The sequence below is a fragment of the Acidovorax sp. GW101-3H11 genome (assembly GCF_001633105.1).
Lineage (GTDB): Bacteria > Pseudomonadota > Gammaproteobacteria > Burkholderiales > Burkholderiaceae_C > Acidovorax.
In genome coordinates this window covers 92,204-116,067 of record NZ_LUKZ01000014.1, presented here as the reverse complement: position 1 = coordinate 116,067, position 23,864 = coordinate 92,204, and the positions used below count along the sequence as shown (strand labels likewise).

Sequence of the window (23,864 nt, the reverse complement as noted above, 5' to 3'; positions counted from 1 at the left end):
CTCATGAGCGTTTGTAGTGCTAAGCACTAGTTCCAAAGAACTTGGCACTCGCCATCAAACGCCCACGCTTATCGGCTGTATATTTTTAATGAACCGGATCACTCACAAAGACCGAAATCTTTCTTTGCTTTCCCGACTTAGCTGCGATCAGCTGAGCCTTGAATTCTAGCACAGTTTTTTAAGAACTGTCAAACTTTTTGCTTTTCTTTCGAAGTCATCAGCATCTGCCAACAACCCACTCTACCCAGCGAAGCCTTGTATTCTATACCGAGTTTTTAACCACCCAGGCAACAAAACAAAACTTTTCTTCAACCCCCTTCAATCACCAGCAGCACAACCCCGAAGAGCATCACCACCAGCCACCGAACACAGCACCAGACAATCAGATCATCCGGGCAAGTTCTTCAGAAGCGAAGCCCTCGACTATAGCATGGGTTGAGGGGGTGGAAAAAGAGCCCAGCCACTTTTCCCGTCTATGCCATCTGGCGTCATGACCACGCCCTAGTCGGCCTCAAGCGATCCACCGTCAAGCTGCCCCTCTCCTTGAGGTCAAGCGGGTGGCAACAAAGGTGGCTGCATGCCCCTCTTTGCGCTCGCCACCGATAATCCTGCCCCTATGGCACTTATCACCCTACTGGACGCCCAACTCGCATTTGGGCACGTTGCACTGCTGGACCACGCCGGCTTTTCTTTGGAGACTGCAGAGCGCGTTGGCCTGATTGGCCGCAATGGCGCGGGCAAGTCTTCGCTTCTCAAGATTCTGGGAGGCCTGGCCAAGCCTGATGATGGCGCATTGCAAGTACAGCAAGGGGTGCGCATTGCCTTTGTCGCGCAAGAGCCCACCCTGGACCCCGCAGCCACGATCTTCAAGGCAGCATCCGAAGGCCTGCAGCGGGTGATCGGTATCCGCGACCAGTATCTTTCTGGAGCCGAGGGCCTGGATCTGGACGCCTTGCAGTCCGAGATCGAAGCTTATGACGCTTGGAACTGGGAGCAGCGTGTAGAAGAAACGCTGCAACGTTTGCACCTAGATCCGGAGGCTGTGATTGGCACCTTGTCTGGAGGGACCAAGAAGCGGGTGGCCCTCGCCCAGGCGCTGGTTGCCCGGCCCGATGTTCTGCTGCTGGACGAGCCCACCAACCACCTGGATCTCGATTCCATCGAATGGCTGGAGGACCTGCTGCTGGACTTTCCGGGCAGCGTTGTCACGATCACCCACGACCGCTCATTTCTGGACCGTGTCGCCACCCGGATCGTCGAACTGGACCGGGGCCAGTTGCGTTCGTACCCAGGCAACTTTGCGCAGTACCAGATTCAGAAGGAAGAGCAACTCGCCCAGGAAGCTGTGATCGCCGCCAAGGCCGACAAGCTGCTGGCCCAGGAAGAGGTCTGGATACGCAGGGGGGTGGAAGCGCGCCGCACCCGCAGCCAGAGCCGCATCAGCCGGCTGGAACAGCTGCGCGCGCGCCGCGAGGCCCGCCGCGATGTGGTGGGGAGCGTGCGCATGGATGTGGCCACCGGCGGCTCGAACGGCTACCAGGGCAAGATCGTGGCGGAGTTGACGGGGGTGAGCAAGGCCTTTGGCGAGAAGACCATTGTTCGCAACTTCACGGGCACCATTCTGCGGGGTGACAAGGTGGGGCTGATTGGCCCTAATGGCGCAGGCAAGACCACCCTGCTCAAGATGATTCTGGGGGAGCTACCTGCCGATCACGGCACGATCCGCCAGGGCGCGAACCTGCAGGTGGCCTATTTCGACCAGATGCGCCACGCCGTGAACCTCGATGCCACGCTGGAGGACTTCATCAGCCCCGGCAGCGAGTGGATTGAAATCGGCAACCAGCGCAAACACGTCAAGAGCTACCTGAGCGACTTCCTTTTCTCACCGGCCCGCGCGCACTCGCCTGTACGTTCCTTGTCGGGCGGCGAACGCAACCGACTTTTGCTCGCACGCTTGTTCGCACGCCCCGCCAATGTGCTGGTGCTGGACGAGCCGACCAACGACCTGGACATCGACACCCTGGACTTGCTGGAAGAACTGCTGGAAAACTACGATGGCACCGTGTTTCTGGTCAGCCACGACCGGACCTTCCTCGACAACGTGGTGACCAGCACCATCGCTTTTGAAGGTGACGGCCTGTGGCGCGAATACGAAGGGGGCGTGCAGGACTGGCTGGAGCAATCCAAGCGCAGCAAAGCCATTCAGGCCTCGGCAGCCGCTGCGGCGGCCAAGCCATCTGCCGCAGAAAATTCAAGCAAAAACAGCCCTTTGCGCGCGCCAGATAAGGCTGAGCAGCTATCAAAAAAGAAGCTTTCTTATAAGGAGCAGCGCGAGCTGGAACAGCTCCCTGCCCAGATCACCGCTCTGGAAACGGAACAGCAGGTACTGCAGGAGGCGCTGGCCGACGGAAGCCTGTACAGCAAAGACCCAGCGCGCGCCGCCGAGATGGCGACCCGTGCAGCCACCATTGACGACGAACTGATGGCCGCTTTGGAGCGCTGGACAGAACTGTCTGCGTGAGGGTGGCGCGCCCCGGCCAGAGCACCGGGGCCGCATGCAAGCCTATGACGGCCCTGGTGACAGCCCACGCAGGGGCTGAACAACCATCAGATGCGGTGGTGCAGCCGGTCCGTCGCGCCGCGCAACCGCGTGATCAACGCCGGAGCGATCTGGCCGAGGGGCAAAACCTCATCGGCAGCGCCATGGGCGATGGCCTCACGCGGCATGCCAAACACGATGCAGGTGGCCTCGTCCTGCACGTAGTTGTAGCTGCCCGCGTCCTTCATCTCGCGCATCGCCGCAGCGCCATCGTTGCCCATGCCGGTGAGCATGATGCCAAAGGCATTGCGCCCCACCACCGCAGCCGCTGATTTGAACAGCACCTCGACCGATGGCTTGTGGCGGTTGACCGGGGGGCCGTCATCGACCACCGCCACATAGTTGGCGCCACTGCGCGCCACATGGAACTGGGTGCCGCCCGGCGCAATGTAGGCATGGCCCGGCAAGATGCGCTCGCCATTGACGGCCTCTTTCACCGTGATCTGGCACAGCCCATTCAAGCGGGCGGCAAAACTGGTGGTGAAACCCGGCGGCATGTGCTGGGTAATCACGATGGCGGGCGAGTCGGCCGGCATCTGCACCAGCACTTCCTTGATGGCCTCGGTCCCACCGGTAGAGGCGCCAATGCAGATCAGCTTTTCGGTAGACAGGCGGCCCAGCAGTGCGGCGGCTGGCGCAGACGCATGCGCGGCCCCGCCGCCGGCAGGCGCTGCATCCCGCACCGGAGCGCGGCGAACCTGCGCCACCGCCGCCACGCGGATCTTGTCCACAATCTGGGCGGCCAGGTCGTTGAGACCGCTGGCGAGGCCCACACGCGGCTTGGCGACAAAATCGATGGCGCCAAGTTCCAGCGCCTTCATCGTGACTTCGGCTCCACGCTCGGTCAGCGTAGAGATCATCACCACCGGCATGGGGCGCAGCCGCATGAGGCGGCCGAGAAAATCGATGCCATCCATGCGGGGCATCTCAACGTCCAGCGTGATGACATCCGGATTCAGCTCACGGATCATCTCGCGCGCCACCAAAGGGTCATTGGCTGTGCCAATGCACTCCATGTCGCGCTGCCGGTTGATGATCTCGGACAGCAGACTGCGGACCAACGCCGAATCGTCCACCACGATCACCCGGATTTTCCTGCTCATTAACGCGAACCTTCCTCAAAACAGATCAACGGAACCACCGGCAGTGGACTTGACCACCGTGACAGCGTTGCCGCGTGCCTCCTGGGCCAAGGCCTCGGGATGGGCATGCGCCAAGCGCTTGACCATGGCCTTTCCCGTCACAGGAAAGAAGACCACCTTGCGCGGGTAGATATCGAGCACATCCTCGGAAACAATGGGAATGCGCTCGGTGTGCAGGTAGTTGAGCACAAAATTGGTGTTCCTCTCGCCCACATTCATCGTGGTGAAGTTGTGCATCACCTGGGCACCACCAAAAATCTTGGCCTGCATGGTTTCGCGGCGCGCCCCCATCTTCAGCATCTCGTTGATGAGCAGCTCCATGGCGTAGGAACCATAACGCCCCGACGCATCGGCCAGGTCACCATCGGGCAGCATGAAGTGGTTCATGCCCCCCACGCGCGCGCGGCTGTCCCACAGGCAGGCTGCAATGCACGAGCCCAGCACGGTCATGATGACCATGCTCTCATCCGCCACAAAGTACTCCCCGGGCAGCACTTTCACGGCGTTGTGCTGGAAATGGTGGTCCAGGTAAAAGAAAGACGCCTCGCCCGGCTTGCGGCTTTGCGCCTTGAGTTCCTGCAAAGAAGACTCGCGCGCAGGCGCCGCACCCGCTGCGTAGATATCCGCACTCAAGGGCGCGATGCGCGGTGCGCGGCGCCGTTCGGATGAGCCTGGAGTCTGGGTGGTCATGGTGGAAGATGTGCCTGCTTGGATGTTGGTCATGGGTGCTTTTTGCAAGACAACATGGACAGGTCAACGGCGCTCGTACACCGTCTTGCCACGCAGGGTAAACAGATCGCGGGATTCGCTGAAGTTTTCGGCATGGCCGACAAACAACATTCCCCCTGGTTTGAGCACCCGGTGGATCCGCTCCAGCACCTTCCGCTGCGTGGGCGCATCGAAGTAGATCATCACGTTGCGGCAGAAGACCACATCAAAGGGCTCTTTGAACGGCCAGTCATCGCGGATGAGATTCACGCTCATGAAGTCAATCACCCGGCGCAGCTCGGGCTTGGCACGCACCATTCCCGCGTTGCCGCCTTTGCCCCGCAAGAAGAATTTTTGCAGCCGCTCCGGGCTCACCCCTTTCAGCCCGTCGAGCCGGTACACGCCCTGCGCAGCCGTGGCCAGCACCCGCGAGTCGATGTCGCTGGCGGTGAGCTTGAAAGACGCGTTGGCCCCCAGCGCTTCGAACGCCGTCATGACAATCGAATACGGCTCCTCGCCTGTAGACGCGGCATTGCACCAGACCTTCCAGTTGGCCGAGGGTTTGGAGCGCAGGTGCGAGGCAAAAATCTCGAAGTGGTGCTGCTCGCGGAAAAAGGCCGTCAGGTTGGTGGTGAGCGCATTGACGAACTCCTGCCACTCTGGCCCGTCGTGGTTTTCGAGCCAGCTGAGGTAGTCGTGAAAACTGGTGTGCCCGGTATCGCGCAGCCGCCGCGACAGGCGGCTGTAGACCATGGCGTGTTTGCCGTCATGCAGGCTGATGCCGGCGCGCTGGTAGATCAGCGCCTGAACCCGGGCAAAGTCTGCATTGGTCCAGACGAATTCACGCCCCTGGGCCAAAGGCCCCGAGGGAGCCTCTGCCGCAGCATAGGCCCCGTCTCCCCGAGAGGAGGCAGACCGGGCTGAAACGGAGGCACTGGTGGTGTGGGCCATATTGATCGTCCGAAGGGAAATCCTGTTCGCTCCAAGAGGCCCGCAAGCCCCGCTTGCGGCCTGACATGTGCCTGGGCCACCAATGGTTGTTGACCGTCGTTGCGCCCTATTCGTTGGCAGTAACCAAACCCATATCCACGCTCGACATCAGTTTCTCGATGTCGAGCAGGATCAGCATGCGCTCACCCACCGACCCGAGCCCCAGGATGCAGCTGTTGTCGATGGCGCTCTCGATGTCGGGCGCCGAGCGAATGCTCTCGGGCGTCAGCTCCATCACATCGCTGACCGAGTCCACCACGATCCCGACCACCCGGTTGCGCAGGTTGAGGATGATGACCACGGTGAAGCTGTTGTAGTCGGCCTGCGCGCAGTTGAACTTCAGGCGCATGTCCACAATGGGAACAATCGTGCCGCGCAGGTTGGTCACGCCCTTGATGAATTCGGGCGCATTGGCGATGCGGGTCGGAGGTTCGTAGCCCCGGATTTCCTGCACCTTCAGGATGTCAATGCCGTACTCTTCCTGATCCAGGCGGAATGTCAGATATTCACGTGCCCCCGTCGGCGCAGCGTCTGCCGTCTTACCAATCACACTCATGGTGCATTCTCCTTTCATGACAGCGCCCAGGCCCTGACGGACCGGGGCGCCTGAATCCTCAGTGGCGCGCCCGGCGCACCAGGCCGCCCGTGTCCAGAATCAAGGCCACCGTGCCATCGCCCAGGATGGTGGCGCCCGACACGTTGGGCACCTTGCGGTAGTTCGACTCCAGGTTCTTGACCACCACCTGGTGCTGCCCCAGCAGTTCATCGACCAGCAGCGCCACACGGCTGCCGTCCGCCTCGACCACCACCATGATGTTGCTGGACTTGTTGAGGTCGAAACGGGGGACCTGGAAAATTTTCTCCAGCGCGATCACGGGCATGTATTCGTCGCGCACCTTCACCAGCTGCGAGCCCTGCGCCACCGTGCTCACGTCGTCGGCATTGACCTGGAACGACTCGACCACAGAAGACAGCGGCAGGATGTACACCTCTTCGCCCACCCCCACCGACATACCGTCCATGATGGCCAGCGTCAGCGGCAGGCGCACAGACACCTTCATGCCGTAGCCTTCGGCCGAGTCGATCTCCACCGACCCGTTGAGCGCCGCGATGTTGCGCTTGACCACGTCCATGCCCACACCGCGCCCGGACACATCCGTGACCTCATCCGCTGTGGAGAACCCCGGGGCGAAGATCAGTTGCCACACCTCGGCATCGCTCATCTGCTCGGACACTTCGATGCCCCGCTCCTGGGCCTTGCTCAGAATCTTGTCGCGCGAAAGGCCCCGGCCATCGTCACGCACCTCGATCACGATCGAGCCACCTTGGTGCGAGGCCGACAGCGTGATGGTGCCGTGCTCGGACTTGCCCTTGGCCAGACGGTCTGCGGGCATCTCGATGCCATGGTCGCAGCTGTTGCGCACGAGGTGGGTCAGCGGGTCGGTGATCTTTTCGACCAGGCCCTTGTCCAACTCGGTGGCTTCACCCAGGGTGACCAGCTCCACCTTCTTGCCCAGCTTGTTGGCCAAGTCCCGCAGCATGCGCGGGAAGCGGCTGAAGACGATGGACATCGGGATCATGCGGATCGACATCACCGACTCTTGCAGGTCCCGGGTGTTGCGGTCGAGATCGGCGAGGCCCGCCAGCAGCTGTTGGTAGGCACCGGCATCCAGCCCACGGCTGTTTTGCGCCAGCATCGCCTGCGTGATCACCAGTTCGCCCACCAGGTTGATGAGCTGATCGACCTTCTTGACGTCCACCCGGATGGTCGTGGACTCCATCTGCGCCTGCGCGGCTGCCTTGGGCTCCGCCTTGGGAGCGGTCGCCTTTGCAGCCTGGGCAGGGGCGGCTTGTGTGGCGGCCTGCGAGGACTCGTTGGGAGCCCCGGGTGCACCACTAAAGAAGCCATAGGGCGTCTCGCCACCGGATGTGTCCACTGCCATCGTGGCTTCGTCGTCCACCGGTTCCGCGTCAGGCTCGCCCGCTGCGGCACCAGCGTCCCGAATAAGCACTTGCTCCTTGGACACATGGAAGGCAAACAGGTCCAGCAGATCGTCGTTGGTGGAATTGGTCTCCACCCCGAAGAGGCGCGTATTGGGTTCGGTGGCAGTCAGGTCGCGGATGGCACCGAGACCAGGAATGTCGCGGAACAGCTCCTTGATGGCGTCTGCCTGTTCCGGCCGCTCCAGGGGGCCGATCTGGATTTCAAGCTGGCGCGCCTGTCCGGCCACGGCAGGGGCGGCAACCTTGGGAGCAGGTGCGGGCGCAGCGGCTGCTGTTGGAGGCGGTGGAGGTGCTGCGGCAGCAGGGGCATCGCTGGGCACCAGGCCTGCGGCCAGGTCGCTGATGCGGCGAACCAGGGAGGTGGTGGACACCGCCTCTCCCTGGCCACCCGCCTGGTGCCGGGCCAGGAGGCTGCGCGATGCATCGGCGGACTCCAGCAGCACGTCCACCATTTGTGGGATCGGCTGCAGCTCGTGGCGGCGCAGGCGGTCCAGCAGCGACTCCATCTGGTGGGTCAGCTCGGCGACGTCAGAGAACCCGAAGGTGGCAGAGCCGCCCTTGATCGAATGCGCGCAGCGGAAGATGCCATTGAGTTCTTCGTCATTGGCACTGCTCAGATCCAGGTCCAGGAGCATCTGCTCCATCTGGTCGAGGTTCTCGCCCGCTTCCTCGAAAAATATCTGATAGAACTGGCTCAGGTCGAAGTCAGCGCCTGCACCCGATCCTTCTTGGTAGCTTTCCGCCATGGTGGGCTCCTGTGTACTTGATGGTCTCAGTCAACCCGGCTCAGCGGATCACCTTCTGGATGACTTCGATCAAACGATTGGGATCGAAAGGCTTCACCAGCCAGCCCGTCGCACCGGCGGTGCGCCCGGCCTGCTTCATCTGGTCGCTCGACTCCGTCGTCAGGATCAGGATGGGGATGGTCTTGAACTTGGGGTGCTCGCGCAGCTTGCGGGTCAGGCCAATGCCATCGAGCCGGGGCATGTTCTGGTCTGCCAGCACCAGATCGATGTTGTGCGTCTCGGCTTTTTCGAGGGCGTCTTGCCCATCCACTGCCTCCACGACGTGATAGCCGGCGCCCGTGAGGGTGAACGACACCATTTTCCGCATGGAAGGTGAATCATCTACGGCAAGGATCGATTGCATGTATGGCTCCAACTGACTTGAATATATAGGCTAACCAATGATGTGAAGGTCAAAACAGGTCCACGGAACCTGCATCCATCTCGCTCTGCGTAACAGGGTTTGGCCTGTCGGGTGCCATTTCTGCAAAGGGCGCGGCATCCTCGCCGTCTTCATGGCCCATGGCTTCCGAGGCCAGGCGGAAGGCACACCCCTGCAGCACCTTGGTGGTGTGCCAGATCAGTTGGGAGGCCATGTCCTGGAACTGCAACTCGGTCACGGCACTGCGCAGCGCAGCGCGAGCGGCCACCAGTTCGGGAGAATCCGAGACCACTGCGTCCGTCAGCATCGCGTTGGCCTCGCCAAAACGCTCCAGCAGATTGTCTGTCGCGTGGTTCAACAGCCCTTCCAGGCGGTGCAGGTCGTGCATCACCACCAACAAGGAGTCCTGCAGTTCCGCCGCCACCATGACGGGTACCTGGACTGCAGGCCCTCCAGGCGTTGTTAGCGTAGATTGCATCGTTTCTCCATCGCAGCACGTAGCAGCAAAGCACGCAAAAACACGGGACTACGATACATGCCTCAAAGACTTCCGGGCTTTGTGCACACCGTAGCATCCGCGCCCATTGGACGCCGACGCCGAAACCACCCCAACGGGACAAACACCCTTGTTTGTTCCAATTTGTATCCTATGATAGCGCTCCTATGGTCACTGCAACACCAGACCAGACCCTTGAAATCCTGCATCTTGAAGATTCACTGGCTGACCATGAACTTGCAGCCAGAACGCTGCGGCGGTCAGGGCTCCAGTGCCAGTTGCACCAGGTAGACACTCTCTCTGAATTCCAGCGCCTCACCGACTCCGGGGCGTTCGACATCATCCTGGCAGATTACCGCCTGCCCGGCTTCACGGCACTGGATGCGTGGGCACATGTGGCGCAAAAGCCTCAGCATCCGCCATTTGTCCTTCTCTCAGGCGCCATCGGCGAGGCGGCGGCGGTAGACGCCATGCGCCTGGGCGTGGCCGACTACCTGCTCAAGGACGACATCCAGCGCCTGCCCCACGTGATCGCGCGCGCACTGGAGGTGCACGAGGCCCGGCGCATGCGCGAACACGCCATGGCCGAGCTGGCCCGCTCCGAGCGCAGGCTCGCGGAGCTGGCGGAACACCTGCAAACCTCCATCGAGCAGGAGCGCGCCTCGATTGCGCGCGAAATCCACGACGACATTGGCGGCGCACTCACGGCCGTGCGTTTTGATGTGGCCTGGATCGGCCGCCACAGCACCGACCCGGCCATGCAGGAGCATGCAAACTCCGCCGCCGACATGCTGCAGCATGCCATCGGCGCCAGCCAGCGCATCATGATGAACCTGCGCCCCCCCATCCTGGAGCAAGGCCTGGTGGCGGCCGTGCAATGGCTGGCGGCGGGTTTTGAGCGGCGCACGGGGGTGCCCACCCGCGTTCAGAGCAGCAGCGACAGCATCGACACGCCTGCAGACATCCAGCTCGTGGCCTACCGCACCGCCCAGGAAGCCCTGACCAACATCTCCAAACACGCCCAGCCCAGCAAGGTGGACATCGAACTGTCTGACAAGGAAGGCGTGCTGACCCTCGAAGTGGCCGACAACGGCCGGGGCATTGCACCGGAGATGCGGGACAAGCCCAAGGCCTTCGGCCTCAAGGGCCTGCAGGAAAGGGCGCGCACCGTGGGCGGCTGGCTGGACATCAGCAGCCGGCCGGGCCAGGGCACATCGGTCATCCTGTCCATCCCGCTACCATCGGCCCCACCAACAGCCCCAGGAGATGCGACGTGATTCATGTGGTCCTGTGCGACGACCACGCCGTTTTGCGGCGCGGGATACGCGACACCCTGACCGAAGCGACCGATATCCAGGTCACCGGCGAAGCGGGGGGCTACTCCGAGCTGCGCGAGGTTTTGCGCACCGCCGCCTGTGATGTGCTGCTGCTGGACCTGAACATGCCGGGCCGCAGTGGGCTGGAGGTGCTCACCAGCCTGCGAGAGACCCATTCCGCCATCAAGGTGCTGGTGGTGTCCATGTACCCCGAAGACCAGTACGCGCTGCGCTGCCTCAAGGCGGGTGCGCAGGGCTATGCCAACAAGGCGGGGGACCCGGTCGAGCTGATTGCCGCCGTGCGCACGGTGATGCAGGGACGCAAATACCTGACGGCGGAAGTGGCCCAGATGCTGGCGGACAGCCTGGCCCAGCCCACCCCTGAAGCCCTGCACACCACGCTGTCCGAGCGGGAGCTGCAGACGCTGATCAAGATCGCCTCCGGGCGGCGGCTGTCGGACATTGCGGAGGAGCTGATGCTGAGCCCCAAGACCGTGAGCGTGTACCGATCCCGCGTGCTGGAAAAGCTCAAGCTGTCCAACAACGCCGAACTCACCGTCTACGCCATTCGCAACCAGCTGGTCTGAAGGCTTCGGCCCGCGCCCTACCGCTGCGCGGCAAACAAGTCCACCGCCTGCTGCATCAGCGCCAGCACGGGCTGTTCCAGCATGGGCAGGGTGGCGGCAATGCCCAGCATGCCCACCGTGAGCGTGACGGGGAAACCCACCGCATAGATGTTCATCTGCGGCGCCACGCGGGAGATGATGCCCATCGTGAGGTTGACGAACAGCAGCAGCGCAATCATGGGCAGGGCAATCCAGAGTGCGCTGGAGAAAAGCGACGCACCCAGCTCGTGCAGCCGCATCTGCGCCAGCGACTGCAGGAAGTTGCCGTTGACCGGAAAGCGATCAAAACTCTTGACCACCGCCATCAGGATCAGCAGGTGGCCGTTGATGACCACAAACAGCAGCATGGCCATGTGGCCAAAAAAACGGGCCACGGCACTGATCTGCGCGTTGGATGAGGGATCGAAGAAGGAGGCGAAATTCAGCCCCATCTGCAATCCGATGATTTCCCCGGCCAGCTCCACCGCCGCAAACACCAGCCGCACCGAGAACCCGATGGCCAGCCCCACAGCCACCTGCTGCGCCACCGCCCCCAGGGCCTCACGGCCGTTGACGCTGATGACCGGCTGGTCCCCCAGCACCCCCTGGGCACACAGTGCGACCAGGAAGGCCAACCCGATCTTCACGCGCATGGGGATCACGCGCATGGAGAACACCGGGGCTACGGAGAACAGGGCCAGGACCCGCAGAAAGGGCCACAGGATGGGCGAGAGCCAGGCCATGATCTGCGCTTCGCTGAAAGTGATCATGGCATCAGTTTGCTATACAAAACATAGCATATAGCGCTTGATGGTCGCGCGCAGAAGGCCAATTTTTATCAAAAAACTAGCCAATCATCGACGGAATCGACTCGATGGTTCGGCGGATGAAGTCCACCAGCGTGCTGAGCATCCACGGCCCGGCGATGGCAAACACCACCATCGCGGCGATCAGCTTGGGGACAAAGGCCAGGGTGGCTTCGTGGATCTGCGTGACCGCCTGGAAGATGCTCACGATCAGCCCCACCGCCATGACCACCCCGAGCACCGGCATGGAGATCATCAGCAGCAGCGTCAGGGCGTCGCGCCCGATGGTCAATACCACTTGTGGAGTCATCGCACGCTCCTCCCTCAGGTTACAAAACTGGCAGCCAGGGAGCCGATCAGCAGGTTCCAGCCGTCGGCCAGCACAAACAGCATGAGCTTGAACGGCAAGGCCACCAGCACCGGGGACAGCATCATCATGCCCAGGGACATCAGGATGCTCGACACCACCATGTCGATCACCAGGAAGGGGATGAAGATCATGAAGCCGATCTGGAACGCCGACTTCAGCTCGCTGGTGACAAACGCCGGTACCAGCACCCGCATCGGCGCGGTCTCTGCCGTCACATTCGGGTCCAGGCGGGCGAGCCGCGAGAACAGCGCAAAGTCAGACTGCCGCGTCTGCTTGAGCATGAAGCCGCGCATGGGCGCCTCGGCCTTGTCCAGCGCCTGCTCGAACGTGATGGTGTTGTTGGTGTAGGGCACATACGCCTCCTGGTACACACGGTCCAGGGTGGGGCCCATCACAAAGAAGGTCAGGAACAGCGACAAGCCGATGATGACCTGGTTGGGCGGCGCAGACTGCGTGCCCAGCGCCTGGCGCAGCAGGGACAACACGATCACGATGCGGGTGAAGCCCGTCATCATGAGCAGCACAGCAGGCAAAAAAGACAGCGCCGTGAAGAACAGCAAAGTCTGGATGGGCACCGAGTAGCTGGTGCCCGAGGGACCGCTGCCCACCACCAGGGGCAGGCTGCCAGCCGCCTGCGCGAAAGCGGGGCCTTGCACGGCCAGCGTCAGCAGTCCGACAAAGGCAGCCAGCAGCCAGCGGTGACCGGCGCTCCGTCCCTTGGCCGGGGCGGGCATGGGCAGTCTGTCAGCCATGGCTTGCCTTTTCCGGCACACCGGCCACAGCAGCCATCTGCTGCGCAAACGAGGGCACCTCAGCCACCGCGCCCACACCGACTGTCGCTGTCGCTGGCGATGGCGCGGGCGACACCGGCAGCACATGCAGGCAACTCACCTGCTGGGCCGTCACGCCCAGCACGAGCCAGGTGCGCGCATGCTCGGGGCCGACCTCGACCGTCACCACCCGCTGCTGCGGCCCGACCGCCACCGCAGACACCACACGCGATGCTGCCCCCGCAGCCAGGGCGCCGCCCGCATGGCGCTGCTGCAGGCGCCGCACCAGCCAGGGCAGCGCCGCCATGGCGCCCACAAAGAGCACCACGATAAGCAGGGTCTGGGTCATGCTCCCACTATCCACGGCTGACCCGGCGCAGGCGTTCGGACGGGGTCACCACGTCGGTAAGGCGGATACCGAACTTGTCGTTCACCACCACCACCTCGCCCTGGGCGATGAGGTAGCCGTTGACCAGCACGTCCATGGGCTCGCCCGCCAGCGCATCCAGCTCCACCACCGAGCCTTGCGCCAGCTGGAGGATGTACTTGATGGGCACCTTGGTGCGCCCCAGCTCCACCGACAGCTGGACCGGAATGTCCAGCACCATGTTGATGTCGTTGACGGTTCCATCCGGACCTGCAGAGCCGGAAAACGGCCGCACGGGCTCGCCGGACAGCGGGCCGCCCTGCTCTGCATCCGCAGGCTTGTCGTCGGTGCGTTTTTGCTCTTCCAGCGCCTCGGCCCAGCCCGCAAACGGGTCTTCTGCGCCTGCGTCCTTGTTGTCTTCTTCAGTTGCCATCTTTCTCTCCCAGCCAGCTCATGTCCGAATTACGCAAGCATTCCTCAATGCGGATGGCGTACTTGGAGTTGTGGGTTCCATACTGGCATTCAAAAATAGGAACCCCTCCGATCGATGCCCGGATGCGGGGCTCTCGGTCCAGCTCGATGAAGTCGCCCGGCTTCATGGCCAGCAACTGCTCCACCGTGGCGTCGGCCTTGGCCAGCTCCGCCACCAGCGTGACTTCTGCGGACTGGATTTCGCGCTTGAGCACGTTCACCCAGCGGCGGTCCACCTCGATGGAATCGCCCTGCGTGGACGAATACAGCACATCGCGGATCGGCTCCAGCGTGGCATACGGCATGCAGACATGGATGGCACCCGAGAGGTCGCCGATTTCCAGCTGGAAGGCCGTGGACACCACAATTTCGCTGGGCGTGGCGATGTTGGCGAACTGGGGCTGCATTTCCGAGCGCTGGTACTCCAGCTCCAGCGGGTAGATGCCCTGCCAGGCTTTCTTGTACTCGGTGCAGATCACATCGACCAGGCGGTTGATGACGCGCTGCTCGGTGGGTGAAAAATCACGCCCTTCGATCCGGGTCTGGAACTTGCCGACACCGCCATACAGCGTATCGATGATGCCGAACACCAGCGAGGGCTCGCACACGATGAGCCCGCTGCCACGCAGGGGACGGATCGCCACGATGTTGAAGTTGGTGGGCACCGCCAGCTCGCGCAGAAAAGCGCTGTAGCGCTGCACGGACACCGTGCCGACCGAAATCTCGGGGCTGCGCCGGATGAAGTTGAACAGCCCGATGCGGAAGTTGCGCGCAAACCGCTCGTTGACGATTTCCATCGTCGGCATGCGGCCACGGACGATGCGTTCCTGGCTGGAGATGTCGTAGTTGCGTACGGACCCCGCCTCGGCCACTTCCTCGACCGACTTCTGGCTCTCGCCAGTGACCCCTTCCAGAAGGGCATCAACCTCTTCCTGCGAAAGAAATGAATCACTCATGGCTGGTCCTTGCCCCGGTTCACTGAATGATGAAGTTGGAGAAGAGCACACGCAGCACGGGGTTGCGCTCGGTGCGCTTGCGCGCTGGACGGTCTTCGGCGTCTCCGTCCTGCTCGGCATCTGCCGCGCGTGCACGCTCACGTTCCGTCGGCACCGAATACCCCAGGGGGCGGGAGACTTCGCGGCGGATATCGGCGGCCAGCTTCTCCTTGCCTTCGCGCACCAGCAACTCAGCCGACGTGCGCTGGGACACCAGCATCAGGATGCCGCTGCGGATGGTGGGCAGGTACAGCTTGACCTGCTCGGCGGTTTTGGCGTCTTCCAGCTCCAGCGTGATGCCAATCTGGGCAAATCGGTCGCCGCCGGGGTCGGCCAGGTTGACCACCATGTTCTCCATGGGCAGGAAGGTGGGGGCCACCTTGGGCGCCTCTTTGCGGGCAGCCGGGGCACCGCCGCCCTCCTCCTCGTCCCCGTGCGAACGGGTCAGGAACCACGCCGCCGCGCCCCCGCCGAYCACCAGCACCGCCACAACGACGCCAATGATGATGATGAGCATCTTCTTGCTTTTCGCCGGAGCAGCTGCGGGTGGTGGGGCTGACACGATGGATGTTCCTTGCGGTAGGGAGCAGGCCGTGCGTGCGCTATCAAAGTGCAAGCAAAGCCGGATGGCCCATTATTGGACGGGGGTGTAACCAATAATAGCCAGAATAAAAGCCCAAAACCATGGCATTCACCGCGCTCTCCCGCTTGCCATGGAGAACCTCTGCATGCATCAAGCGGCAACTGTGCGCTGCGAATCGGGCTGGGTTGATTGCGCGCACAGGCAACGGCGCAGACCACCCCAGGCCGCAGCCCCTTGAGAAGGCACACAGATGATGCCCGCCGGTGTCGGCGCCCATTCCACCGGGCGCGGACGGGTCAGACGAAGATGTCTACGGTGCGGTCGGGCCCGCTGCCGTCCCGCGCCAGCGATGCGGTGCCCACCGGTGCACTGGACAGCACCTGCGCCTGGCGGGCGCCATCGCGGCCACGGGGCTGCCCCGCATCACCGCCCTGCGCACCTGCACCATCCCGCGCTGAAGTCCCCACCGACATGCCGGACAGCACCAGGCCTTCGCCGCGCAGCAGCTCCCTGAGCTGGGCCATGCTCTGGTCGAGCAGTTCGCGGGTCTGCGCCTGGTCGCTGCGGAACGTGACATGCGCTTCATTGCCCGACAGGGACACGGAAACCTCGACGGGCTGGCCATCGCGATTGAGCGTCAGCTCCGCGTTCTGCGTTTTCTGGTTGACCCAGTACGCCACCTGGTCGGCCACCTGTTCTTCTGATCCGGCAGCACCGGGGTCCACAAACGTGGCAGGGCTGTCGGTGTTGCCTGGCTCCAGGGGGGACACGCCCGCACTGCCATCCGACCAGGCGCCCCCGCCAGCAGGTCCCTCGCCAGGGCGGCCGCCCGCCGAGGACTCGGCCCCCCGCGCTGCCGCCACGCTCGCGAACAACCCGTCGGCCAGCGCAGCAAAGCCTCCCTCTGTCGCAGCGGGCGCACCAACGCCGCGCTCCACCGTGGCGCCACCGGCCATCACCCCCACAGCCGGACGCTCATTGCTGGCGGCCTGGGCGAGCGCTGCCGCCACCCCCTGGGCCACCGACAGGCGCTGCGTTGCATCCCCGGCGGCGCTCGCCACCGTGGACAGCTCCGCGCCCCCGGCGCCCCCTGCTCGCTGGGCCTGGGTGTTCTGCAGGCGCGAAAAGCTGCGGCCGAACCCGGCCACCGTGCTCTGGACGGTGCCGTCCTTGAAATCTGCTGCGGTATCGAGTTTTGCGGTTTCCGCCACCAGCCCCTGAGGCAACCCCCCGTAGGCCACCGGGCCGTTCAGCGCCACGTCGCCCAGCGCCCCAGGGGTCACCGCCCCCGGCATCCCATTGGCCATGGAATCGGGGCGCAGCGTTCCGTCGGCCTGCCGCACCAGTCCGGTGGCGGCAGCATCGCTCTGGGCGGAGGCAAACAAGCCCTGAAAGGCCGCCAGGGCCGCCGCATCCGCTTCGCCCTTCACGGCATCCGCCGCGATGTCAGCAGGGCCCGCATCGGTCCCTGTCAGTTCCAGCGGACCGGTGTCCACAGACACCTCATCCAGCGCAGCCAGCAGTGCCAGAAACCCGCCTGCCGCCGCCGCGTCACTGGCCTCCGCCCCTTGCTGCGCGGGCGCTTTGGCCCGCGTGGCGTGGGCCGCATGGGTGCCGCCCTGCGCGGAGAAAACTTTTCCCTGTTCCATGGTCAATACTCCTGGCCCTGGGGCCCTTGGCTCGCGGTGCGGTACTGCAGCGCGGCCCGTTCATCGGTCTGTTTCTGGTCTCTGCGCATTTGCTGCAGCTCCAGGTCGTGGCGCCGCTTGTCCACCACCTTGCGCAGGCTGGTGAGGCGCAATTCAGCCTCCAGCAACGCGCGCTGCGCGCTCTCCACACGCCCCGCCTGATCGCTCACCACGCCCGTCTGAATGCTGGCCGCATGCCCCAGACGGTTCATGAACTGGTAGTGGTGGTACATCACCTCGGGCTGCATGGCGGTGTCGGCCTTCATCCCCCAGCGCGACTCGGTTTCGCGGGCGTAGTCCTCCAGCTGGTCAAGCTGCGCACGCGCCGCCTGCTGTGCGGCCAGCGCGTCCTGCAGCACCTTGCGTGCGGCGTCCCGCTTGCGGGAGGCCACATCCACGGCAACGGAGAGGGAGTTCAGGCTGGACATGGTGGACTACCGGCGGGTATCAACGGTCCAGCACCGAGGCCATGGCGGTCACGCTCTGGTCCATGGAGGTAGCCTCGAACATGTCCTGCTGCAAAAAACCCGCCATCTGCGGCTGCAGGCGGATCGCTTCATCGAGCGCGGGGTCCGAGCCGCTCATGTACGCACCCACCTGCACCAGGTCGCGGCTCTTCTGGTAGCGCGAGTACACGGCGCGGAAGTTGCGCGCCAGATCAAAGTGCCCGCGCGACACCACGTTGTGCATCACCCGCGAGGCCGACTGCTCGATGTCGATGGCCGGGAAATGCCCCGTCTCGGCCAGCGCCCGCGACAGCACGATGTGCCCGTCCAGAATGGCGCGTGCCGCATCGGCAATCGGGTCCTGCTGGTCGTCCCCCTCGGACAGCACCGTGTAGAACGCAGTGATGGAGCCCACGCCGTGCAAGCCATTGCCACTGCGCTCCACCAGGGCGGGCAGCTTGGCAAAACAAGACGGTGGATAGCCTTTGGTGGCGGGCGGCTCGCCAATGGCCAGCGCGATCTCGCGCTGGGCCATGGCATAGCGGGTGAGCGAATCCATGAGCAGCAGCACATGCTGCCCCTTGTCGCGGAAATGTTCCGCCACAGCCGTGGCATACGCAGCGCCCTGCATGCGCAAGAGCGGCGGTGCGTCGGCCGGTGCCGCCACCACCACCGAGCGCGCGCGGCCCTCTGCGCCCAGAATATCTTCCACAAACTCCTTGACCTCGCGGCCCCGCTCGCCGATGAGGCCGACCACGATCACGTCGGCCTGGGTGTAGCGGGCCATCATGCCCAGCAGCACACTCTTGCCCACCCCCGAGCCCGCAAACAGCCCCAGGCGCTGGCCGCGCCCCACGGTCAACAGGGCATTGATGGCACGCACACCCGTGTCGAGCGGCTCGCGGACCGGGTCGCGGTCCATGGCATTGATCTGCCGACGGCCCATGGGCTCGGCCACCACGTCCTGCACCGGGCCGCCATGGTCCAGCGGCAGGCCCTGGGCATCGACCACGCGCCCCAGCAACCCGTCGCCCATGGGCAGGCGCAGCACACCGGCGCGCTGCACCGGCCGTGGCGGCTCACCCAGGCGGGGGACGGGGATGTAGGGCGCGGCCGGGAACACCCGTGCGCCACTCGACAAACCATGGATGTCGCCCGCAGGCATCAAAAAAGCACGGTCGGCAGAGAAACCCACCACCTCGGCCAGCACCGGCTCGCGGCCCGGCATCTGCACCATGCATTGCGAGCCCACCGGCACCTTGATGCCCACGGCCTCCAGCACCAGGCCCGTCAGCCGGGTGAGCGTGCCCCGGGTTTCCAGCGGCACCCCTTCGGCCACGCGCTCGCGAGCGTCGTCCATGAAACGCGTCCAGGCAGAAGGCGCCTCAACGCTCATCGCCTTCTCCTTCGCTCCAGGGCGACTGCAGGCCCAGGGCCGCAATGGCGCGCTGCCAGCGTTTGTCCAGGCTGCCATCCACCACCGTGCCAGCAGATTCCACCAGGCAGCCGCCCGCAGGCACGGCGGCGTCCGCCATCCACTGCACGCCGGGTCCATCCAGCTCCTCGCGCAGGGGTTGCGCCATCGCGTCCATGTCGATTGGATTCAGGCGCACCGTGGCGGGCCGCCCCTCGGTCACCAGCATGCCCACGGCCTCGCGCACCACGGGCTGCAAGGCATTGGGGTTGACCGACAGCTCCTGGCGCACCACCTGGCGGGCGATGTCGCACGCCAGCTCCAGCAGTTGCTGGGCCATCTGCTGCTGCATGTCGATCAGGCTCGCGTCCAGGGTCTGCAGCACCGCTTGCAGGCGCTGCGCGGCGTCTTGCCCCTGCTGGGCAATGTAGTCATCCATGCGGCGCTGCCACTCCAGCGCGGTCTGCGCCTGCCCCTGGGCAAAACCCTCGGCATAGGCATCGTCGCAGGCCTGCTGCTGCAGCAGCGCCTGCTGGGCCTGCAGCTCGGCTTCATCGACCTCGACGGGGATCTCGGCCACCGGCTCCGGCGCAGGCTCGACCAGGTCCGAGCCATCCACCGCGCTGAACTTCCACTGCTTGAAGTCGCCCACTTCCTCGCTGGGGATGAAGCGCGAGTACGACCGCTGGTTGTTAGACGAAGGCATCATCACCGCCGCCTCCGATCACGATCTGGCCTTCGTCGGACAGGCGCCGGATCGTCTTGAGAATTTCCTTCTGCTGCGCTTCCACTTCGGACAGCCGCATCGGGCCACGGGATTCGAGGTCTTCGCGCAGCGCCTCGGCCGCACGCGAGGACATGTTGGACAGGAACTTCTCCCGCAGCTCGGGCACGGCCCCCTTGAGCGCCACGATGAGGGTCTCGGACGCCACTTCCTTGAGTACGGACTGGATGGCGGCGTTGTCGAGCTTGAGCACGTCCTCGAACACGAACATCTTGTCCATGATCTTCTGGGCCAGGTCCGGGTCGTAGCCCCGGATGGATTCGAGCACCGCGGCGTCCATGTTGCCGCCCAGCAGGTTGATGATTTCTGCGGCCGCCTTGATGCCCCCGAGCGAACTCTTGCGGATCTTATCGCCGCCCGCCAGCACCTTGAAGAGCACTTCGTTGAGGTCCTTGAGCGCCGTGGGCTGGATGCCTTCGAGCGTGGCCACGCGCAGCAGGATTTCGCTGCGCTGGCGGTCCGTCAGGTGCATCAGGATGCCCGAGGCCTGGTCGCTGTCCAGGTGCACCAGGATCGCCGCGACGATCTGGGGGTGCTCGTTGCGCAGCAGCTCGGCCACCGACAGCGGGTCCATCCACTTGAGGCTTTCGATGCCCGAGACATCGCCGCCCTGCAAAATGCGGTCGATCAGCAGCCCGGCCTTGTCATCTCCCAGGGCGCGCTTGAGCACCGCCCGCACGTAGTTGCCCGTATCGGACACCAGCAGGCTTTGGGCCGCCGCCGCGTTCGAGAACTTGTTGATGACCTCGTCCACCTTCTCGCGCGACACCGAGCGCATGCGCGCAATGGTTTCGCCCAGCTTCTGCACCTCTTTGGGTGAGAAATGCTTGAAAACTTCGGCCGCTTCCTCTTCGCCGAGGGACATCAGCATGATGGCGGCATCGTGAAGGCCTTGGTCGTCCATGGTGGGGGTCCGTGCAATCTGTGGCTAGGCGGCGGTGTCGCCGTTCAGCCAGGTCTTGAGAATGTTCGCCACGGCCACCGGGTTCTCCTTGGCGAGCACGCGGGCGTCTTCCAGGCGCAGCTGCTCGGGTGTCGCGGGCACCGCTTCGTCCTTTTTGGACGGTGCGGGCAGCGCGGGGCGGTCGGGCGTGTCGGCCTCCAGGGCATCGAGCTGGCCACCAGGCACCGGTGCGGCGCTGGCCTTGGCCGGTGCGGGCGCCTTGAGGGCGGGCCGCACCAGGCCCAGCAGCACCAGCGCTGCGAACAGCACCGCACCCACCGGCCACGCAAAGGTCTTGGCCAGGTCGATCACTTCGGGCTGCTTCCACAGCGGAACGTCGGTCGATGGCGCTGCCGTCACCTGGAACGGCGTGTTCATGAGGTTGACCGAGTCACCACGGTCCTTGTTGAAGCCAATGGTCTCGCGCACCAGGGCTGTCATCTGCTCGACCTGCTCGGGCGTGAGCGCCTTGGTGATGGGCTTGCCCTTGTCTTCACCAGACTGGTAGTTGACCACCACGGCCGCGCTCAGGCGCTTGACGGCACCGGTGCTGCCTCGCGTCACGCGCACGGTCTTGTCCACTTCGTAGTTGGTGGTGGACTCGCGCTTGTTCGTCTGCTCCTCGGTGCCCTGCTGGCCACCAGCATTGGGTGCGGGGTTGGCGCCATTGATGGGGGCGGCCGACGGTGCAGGCGGCTGGTTGGCCACGGCGCCGGGCACGCCGGTGGCGGTTTTGCTGGCGCTGCCCCGGCTCTCCAGCACCTGCTGGCTGCGCACCGCGCTGGAGTCGGGCGTCTGGTTGGGGCGGAACTGCTCGGAGGTGGATTCCGTCTGCGTGAAATCCACCTCGGCCGTGACCTGGGCCTTCACGTTGTCGCGGCCCACCACGGGCTCCAGAATGTCCATGATGCGGCGGGTGTACTGCTGCTCGATCTGCTGCACATAGAGCAGCTGCTGGGCATTCACCTCGGCACCGGCGGTGCTGTCGGTGGTCTGCGACAGCAGCTTGCCGGTGTCATCCAGCACGCTCACGGCCGAAGGGGCCAGCTCGGGCACGCTGGAGGCCACCAGGTGCACGATGCCCGCCAGCTGGGCGCGGTCCAGGATGCGGCCGGGGTGCAGGCTCACCAGCACCGAGGCCGAGGGCTTTTGCTGCTCGCGAAAGAACCCGTTCTGGTTGGGTAGCGCCAGGTGCACGCGCGCACCCTGCACCGACGACAGCGCCTGGATGGAGCGGGTCAGCTCGCCCTCCAGGCCGCGCTGGAAGTTCAGGCGTTCCTGGAACTGCGTCATCCCGAACTTGCTGGACTCCATCAATTCGAAACCGGCCACCGAGCCCTTGGGCAGGCCCTGGGTGGCCAGACGCAGGCGCACGTCGTGCACGCGGTCCGAGGGGATCAGAATGGCGCCGCCGCCTTCGGCATGTTTGTAGGGCACGTTCATCTGCGACAGCTGGGCCACGATGGCGCCACCGTCCTTGTCGTTCAGATTGGCGAACAGCACCCGATAGTCTGGCTGGCGCCCCATGACGATGGCCGCCACGGCAGCGGCCACCAGCAGCGCCACGCCCACGCCCAGCCGCATGCGCTGCGCCCGGTCGAGGGCAGACAGCCGCTGCAGCCAGCTGGCGCTGGCGGGCGGCGGGAGCGGATTGAGAGGGACTTCAGCAACAGCAGACATCTTTGCTTTTCCAGTAAAGCAGGTCCGGCAACAGACCTGGCGTGGTGTCGATTATTCGGTCACGCCTCCACCATGTTCGCTGGATAAGCCGCCCGTTTGACCATCATTTCAGGGGGATGGGCGCCGGGGCGGTGGCTAGGATACGCAGCATACCGCCATTCCCTACGGATACCGCCATGGACCTTCGCATCTCAAGCTCTACCGCCCCGCTGACGGGCGCAGGCGTGGCGCGCCGTGCCGCAGCGCCCCAGGAAACCGGTAACGAAGTGGGATTTTCCAGCGCCCTCAAAGGCGCCCTGCAGTCGGTGAGCGCGGCGCAAAACCGCTCGTCCGAGCTGCAAAGAGAGGTTCAGCTGGAAAACCCCTCCGTGAGCCTGGAAGAAACCATGGTGGCCATCCAGAAGGCCCAGATCGGCTTTCAGGCCACGCTGCACGTGCGCAACCGCATGGTGCAGGCCTATACCGACATCATGAACATGCAGGTATAACCAGGGACACCCCCCCTGAGGCGCTGCGCGCCTTCCCCCCGCTCTCGCAACGCTGCGCGCTGCGGGCAGGGGGACGATGCCCTCGCTGCGGGGCGGCCCTTGCTTGGCATCCCTGGCATTGGCGCGCGCCCGTACCCAGCCACAGCGCCCGCGCAATACTCCTGATTTGATAGCGGAAAGCGCTTACTGGGAGCGCGGAGAAGCCCATTTTTGCCATAAAAAAGCCGACCTCACAGGGTCGGCTTTGTCTTGGGGCTTGTTGCGCGCCTCAGTGCATCATCTGGGGCTGCCCTTCGAACAGGTGTTCGAACTGTGCCAGCCAGGGTTCGGCCAGGCAGCGGATCTGGGCGTCGTTGCGCAGGATGCGCTGCATGATGCGGGTCTTTTCGCGGCGGTGCTCGGGCAACAGCTCGTGCTCCTGCGACTTGAAGCGCAGCTGCTCGATCAATACGGCACAGGCGCCTTCGTAGCGCACCACGCCGTCCCAGTCCTTGAGCCGGGCAGCCTCCAGCATCTTGGCGCTGCTGTCTTCAATCGCCTTGTAATAGTCAATCAGCATGTGGGACATGGTTTATGCCTCCACCAGCACGGGCTGGCCAGTGGCGGCGGGCGCGTCGGCAGAAGCCGCTGCAGCGCCGGATTTCTTGATGTCGTTCCAGCCCTGGGCCACGGGCTCGATCAGGCGCATGACTTCCTGCATCATCGCGTCGTCGTTGCGGGCGTTGGCCAGGATCAAACGGCGCATGCAGTAGTCGTACAGCGCACCCAGGTTTTCGGCCAGCTCACCGCCGTCCACCTTGTCGAGCGAAGTGCTCAGGCCTTCTTCGAGAATGCGCACCGCCTTGGCGATGGCGTTGACCTTGCCCAGCACGTCGCCCCGTGCCATGGCGCCACGCGCCGTGGCGATGGAGTTCAGAACGCCCTCATACAACAGGCTGACCAGCTGGTGCTGGTCGATCGTGTGCATGCTGGTCTCTACATTGATGCGCTGGTAAGCGTTGGCTGCACGGGGGCTGTAGGCGCTGAACATGC

The 23,864-nt window shown here is 64.2% G+C and carries 26 protein-coding genes; 4 read left to right on the top strand and 22 right to left on the bottom strand.

Annotated features, from left to right (window positions below):
• Window positions 1-616: 616 nt before the first annotated feature.
• A complete protein-coding gene (locus A1D30_RS15775; protein ID WP_063461676.1) occupies window positions 617-2,521 on the top strand; it encodes an ATP-binding cassette domain-containing protein in 1,905 nt (634 codons plus the stop codon).
• An 86-nt stretch (window positions 2,522-2,607) separates the two neighbouring features.
• Here the strand turns inward: A1D30_RS15775 and A1D30_RS15770 are convergent, their stop codons facing one another.
• The 7 genes from A1D30_RS15770 to A1D30_RS15740 all read right to left on the bottom strand — a co-directional run bounded on the left by A1D30_RS15770 (window position 2,608) and on the right by A1D30_RS15740 (window position 9,088).
• Window positions 2,608-3,702: a chemotaxis response regulator protein-glutamate methylesterase gene (locus tag A1D30_RS15770; protein ID WP_063461675.1), complete on the bottom strand. Its 1,095-nt coding sequence runs from the start codon at window positions 3,700-3,702 to the stop codon at window positions 2,608-2,610.
• Window positions 3,703-3,717: 15 nt separating this feature from the next.
• Entirely contained in the window at window positions 3,718-4,464 is a 747-nt protein-coding gene (gene cheD / locus A1D30_RS15765) for a chemoreceptor glutamine deamidase CheD (RefSeq protein ID WP_242421916.1), read from the bottom strand.
• 30 nt (window positions 4,465-4,494) lie between these two features.
• Window positions 4,495-5,400 (bottom strand): CheR family methyltransferase, encoded by a 906-nt coding sequence (locus A1D30_RS15760; protein WP_063461674.1) that lies wholly within the window; start codon window positions 5,398-5,400, stop codon window positions 4,495-4,497.
• 106 nt (window positions 5,401-5,506) lie between these two features.
• Window positions 5,507-5,995 (bottom strand): chemotaxis protein CheW, encoded by a 489-nt coding sequence (locus A1D30_RS15755; protein WP_063461688.1) that lies wholly within the window; start codon window positions 5,993-5,995, stop codon window positions 5,507-5,509.
• Window positions 5,996-6,053: 58 nt separating this feature from the next.
• The gene (locus A1D30_RS15750; RefSeq protein WP_063461673.1) at window positions 6,054-8,189 is read right to left on the bottom strand and encodes a chemotaxis protein CheW; all 2,136 of its coding nucleotides are present in this window, start codon (window positions 8,187-8,189) and stop codon (window positions 6,054-6,056) included.
• 40 nt (window positions 8,190-8,229) lie between these two features.
• Entirely contained in the window at window positions 8,230-8,592 is a 363-nt protein-coding gene (locus A1D30_RS15745; RefSeq protein WP_015015796.1) for a response regulator, read from the bottom strand.
• Window positions 8,593-8,641: 49 nt separating this feature from the next.
• Complete coding sequence (locus tag A1D30_RS15740) at window positions 8,642-9,088, bottom strand: hypothetical protein (RefSeq protein WP_063461672.1); 447 nt, start codon at window positions 9,086-9,088, stop codon at window positions 8,642-8,644.
• A 185-nt stretch (window positions 9,089-9,273) separates the two neighbouring features.
• On the opposite strand from A1D30_RS15740, the gene A1D30_RS15735 reads away from it, so the two are divergent.
• A complete protein-coding gene (locus tag A1D30_RS15735) occupies window positions 9,274-10,383 on the top strand; it encodes an ATP-binding protein (protein ID WP_063461671.1) in 1,110 nt (369 codons plus the stop codon).
• Window positions 10,380-11,009 carry a response regulator transcription factor gene (locus A1D30_RS15730; RefSeq protein WP_063461670.1) on the top strand — a complete coding sequence of 210 codons (630 nt, stop codon included), beginning with the start codon at window positions 10,380-10,382 and terminating at the stop codon, window positions 11,007-11,009. Before A1D30_RS15735 ends, A1D30_RS15730 begins: the two co-directional genes overlap by 4 nt.
• A gap of 17 nt (window positions 11,010-11,026) precedes the next feature.
• Here A1D30_RS15730 and fliR read toward each other — a convergent pair whose 3' ends face one another.
• The 13 genes from fliR to fliF all read right to left on the bottom strand — a co-directional run bounded on the left by fliR (window position 11,027) and on the right by fliF (window position 22,344).
• A complete protein-coding gene (fliR, locus tag A1D30_RS15725; protein ID WP_063461669.1) occupies window positions 11,027-11,797 on the bottom strand; it encodes a flagellar biosynthetic protein FliR in 771 nt (256 codons plus the stop codon).
• Window positions 11,798-11,873: 76 nt separating this feature from the next.
• Entirely contained in the window at window positions 11,874-12,143 is a 270-nt protein-coding gene (fliQ, locus tag A1D30_RS15720; RefSeq protein WP_063461668.1) for a flagellar biosynthesis protein FliQ, read from the bottom strand.
• Window positions 12,144-12,157: 14 nt separating this feature from the next.
• Window positions 12,158-12,955, bottom strand: coding sequence for a flagellar type III secretion system pore protein FliP (gene fliP / locus A1D30_RS15715; RefSeq protein ID WP_242421915.1), 798 nt, complete (start codon window positions 12,953-12,955; stop codon window positions 12,158-12,160).
• Window positions 12,948-13,322 carry a flagellar biosynthetic protein FliO gene (locus A1D30_RS15710; protein WP_063461667.1) on the bottom strand — a complete coding sequence of 125 codons (375 nt, stop codon included), beginning with the start codon at window positions 13,320-13,322 and terminating at the stop codon, window positions 12,948-12,950. The genes fliP and A1D30_RS15710 overlap by 8 nt, the downstream gene beginning before the upstream one ends.
• A gap of 7 nt (window positions 13,323-13,329) precedes the next feature.
• Window positions 13,330-13,773 (bottom strand): flagellar motor switch protein FliN, encoded by a 444-nt coding sequence (gene fliN / locus A1D30_RS15705; RefSeq protein ID WP_063461666.1) that lies wholly within the window; start codon window positions 13,771-13,773, stop codon window positions 13,330-13,332.
• Window positions 13,763-14,767 (bottom strand): flagellar motor switch protein FliM, encoded by a 1,005-nt coding sequence (gene fliM, locus A1D30_RS15700; RefSeq protein ID WP_063461665.1) that lies wholly within the window; start codon window positions 14,765-14,767, stop codon window positions 13,763-13,765. The genes fliN and fliM overlap by 11 nt, the downstream gene beginning before the upstream one ends.
• Before the next feature lie 19 nt (window positions 14,768-14,786).
• Complete coding sequence (locus A1D30_RS15695) at window positions 14,787-15,323, bottom strand: flagellar basal body-associated FliL family protein (RefSeq protein WP_063461664.1); 537 nt, start codon at window positions 15,321-15,323, stop codon at window positions 14,787-14,789.
• A gap of 362 nt (window positions 15,324-15,685) precedes the next feature.
• Window positions 15,686-17,038, bottom strand: coding sequence for a flagellar hook-length control protein FliK (locus tag A1D30_RS26465; RefSeq protein WP_242421914.1), 1,353 nt, complete (start codon window positions 17,036-17,038; stop codon window positions 15,686-15,688).
• 2 nt (window positions 17,039-17,040) lie between these two features.
• Window positions 17,041-17,505, bottom strand: a complete 465-nt coding sequence (gene fliJ / locus A1D30_RS15685) for a flagellar export protein FliJ (protein ID WP_063461663.1) — start codon at window positions 17,503-17,505, stop codon at window positions 17,041-17,043.
• A gap of 19 nt (window positions 17,506-17,524) precedes the next feature.
• The gene (gene fliI, locus A1D30_RS15680; protein ID WP_063461662.1) at window positions 17,525-18,919 is read right to left on the bottom strand and encodes a flagellar protein export ATPase FliI; all 1,395 of its coding nucleotides are present in this window, start codon (window positions 18,917-18,919) and stop codon (window positions 17,525-17,527) included.
• On the bottom strand, window positions 18,909-19,646 hold the full coding sequence (locus tag A1D30_RS15675; RefSeq protein ID WP_063461685.1) for a flagellar assembly protein FliH: 738 nt from the start codon (window positions 19,644-19,646) through the stop codon (window positions 18,909-18,911). The genes fliI and A1D30_RS15675 overlap by 11 nt, the downstream gene beginning before the upstream one ends.
• Window positions 19,630-20,625: a flagellar motor switch protein FliG gene (fliG, locus tag A1D30_RS15670; RefSeq protein WP_063461661.1), complete on the bottom strand. Its 996-nt coding sequence runs from the start codon at window positions 20,623-20,625 to the stop codon at window positions 19,630-19,632. Before fliG ends, A1D30_RS15675 begins: the two co-directional genes overlap by 17 nt.
• A 24-nt stretch (window positions 20,626-20,649) precedes the next feature.
• On the bottom strand, window positions 20,650-22,344 hold the full coding sequence (fliF, locus tag A1D30_RS15665) for a flagellar basal-body MS-ring/collar protein FliF (protein ID WP_063461660.1): 1,695 nt from the start codon (window positions 22,342-22,344) through the stop codon (window positions 20,650-20,652).
• A gap of 176 nt (window positions 22,345-22,520) precedes the next feature.
• Here fliF and fliE point away from each other — a divergent pair, with 176 nt between their 5' ends.
• Entirely contained in the window at window positions 22,521-22,832 is a 312-nt protein-coding gene (fliE, locus tag A1D30_RS15660) for a flagellar hook-basal body complex protein FliE (protein WP_063461659.1), read from the top strand.
• A gap of 268 nt (window positions 22,833-23,100) precedes the next feature.
• On the opposite strand, the gene A1D30_RS15655 is transcribed toward fliE, so the two are convergent.
• Entirely contained in the window at window positions 23,101-23,400 is a 300-nt protein-coding gene (locus A1D30_RS15655; protein ID WP_063461658.1) for a flagellar protein FliT, read from the bottom strand.
• Between the two features lie 3 nt (window positions 23,401-23,403).
• A complete protein-coding gene (gene fliS / locus A1D30_RS15650) occupies window positions 23,404-23,862 on the bottom strand; it encodes a flagellar export chaperone FliS (RefSeq protein WP_063461657.1) in 459 nt (152 codons plus the stop codon).
• Window positions 23,863-23,864 lie beyond the last annotated feature (2 nt).

Coding starts and splice junctions, on each gene's coding strand:
- A1D30_RS15655 (WP_063461658.1), bottom strand. CDS start 23,400: ATGTCCCACATGCTGATTGACTATTACAAGGCGATTGAAGACAGCAGC.
- A1D30_RS15735 (WP_063461671.1), top strand. CDS start 9,274: ATGGTCACTGCAACACCAGACCAGACCCTTGAAATCCTGCATCTTGAA.
- fliF (WP_063461660.1), bottom strand. CDS start 22,344: ATGTCTGCTGTTGCTGAAGTCCCTCTCAATCCGCTCCCGCCGCCCGCC.
- fliG (WP_063461661.1), bottom strand. CDS start 20,625: ATGGACGACCAAGGCCTTCACGATGCCGCCATCATGCTGATGTCCCTC.
- A1D30_RS15750 (WP_063461673.1), bottom strand. CDS start 8,189: ATGGCGGAAAGCTACCAAGAAGGATCGGGTGCAGGCGCTGACTTCGAC.
- fliI (WP_063461662.1), bottom strand. CDS start 18,919: ATGAGCGTTGAGGCGCCTTCTGCCTGGACGCGTTTCATGGACGACGCT.
- fliP (WP_242421915.1), bottom strand. CDS start 12,955: ATGGCTGACAGACTGCCCATGCCCGCCCCGGCCAAGGGACGGAGCGCC.
- fliN (WP_063461666.1), bottom strand. CDS start 13,773: ATGGCAACTGAAGAAGACAACAAGGACGCAGGCGCAGAAGACCCGTTT.
- A1D30_RS15740 (WP_063461672.1), bottom strand. CDS start 9,088: ATGCAATCTACGCTAACAACGCCTGGAGGGCCTGCAGTCCAGGTACCC.
- A1D30_RS15710 (WP_063461667.1), bottom strand. CDS start 13,322: ATGACCCAGACCCTGCTTATCGTGGTGCTCTTTGTGGGCGCCATGGCG.
- A1D30_RS15770 (WP_063461675.1), bottom strand. CDS start 3,702: ATGAGCAGGAAAATCCGGGTGATCGTGGTGGACGATTCGGCGTTGGTC.
- fliE (WP_063461659.1), top strand. CDS start 22,521: ATGGACCTTCGCATCTCAAGCTCTACCGCCCCGCTGACGGGCGCAGGC.
- fliM (WP_063461665.1), bottom strand. CDS start 14,767: ATGAGTGATTCATTTCTTTCGCAGGAAGAGGTTGATGCCCTTCTGGAA.
- fliS (WP_063461657.1), bottom strand. CDS start 23,862: ATGTTCAGCGCCTACAGCCCCCGTGCAGCCAACGCTTACCAGCGCATC.
- A1D30_RS26465 (WP_242421914.1), bottom strand. CDS start 17,038: ATGGAACAGGGAAAAGTTTTCTCCGCGCAGGGCGGCACCCATGCGGCC.
- fliR (WP_063461669.1), bottom strand. CDS start 11,797: ATGATCACTTTCAGCGAAGCGCAGATCATGGCCTGGCTCTCGCCCATC.
- cheD (WP_242421916.1), bottom strand. CDS start 4,464: ATGACCAACATCCAAGCAGGCACATCTTCCACCATGACCACCCAGACT.
- fliJ (WP_063461663.1), bottom strand. CDS start 17,505: ATGTCCAGCCTGAACTCCCTCTCCGTTGCCGTGGATGTGGCCTCCCGC.
- A1D30_RS15760 (WP_063461674.1), bottom strand. CDS start 5,400: ATGGCCCACACCACCAGTGCCTCCGTTTCAGCCCGGTCTGCCTCCTCT.
- A1D30_RS15755 (WP_063461688.1), bottom strand. CDS start 5,995: ATGAGTGTGATTGGTAAGACGGCAGACGCTGCGCCGACGGGGGCACGT.
- fliQ (WP_063461668.1), bottom strand. CDS start 12,143: ATGACTCCACAAGTGGTATTGACCATCGGGCGCGACGCCCTGACGCTG.
- A1D30_RS15745 (WP_015015796.1), bottom strand. CDS start 8,592: ATGCAATCGATCCTTGCCGTAGATGATTCACCTTCCATGCGGAAAATG.
- A1D30_RS15675 (WP_063461685.1), bottom strand. CDS start 19,646: ATGATGCCTTCGTCTAACAACCAGCGGTCGTACTCGCGCTTCATCCCC.
- A1D30_RS15775 (WP_063461676.1), top strand. CDS start 617: ATGGCACTTATCACCCTACTGGACGCCCAACTCGCATTTGGGCACGTT.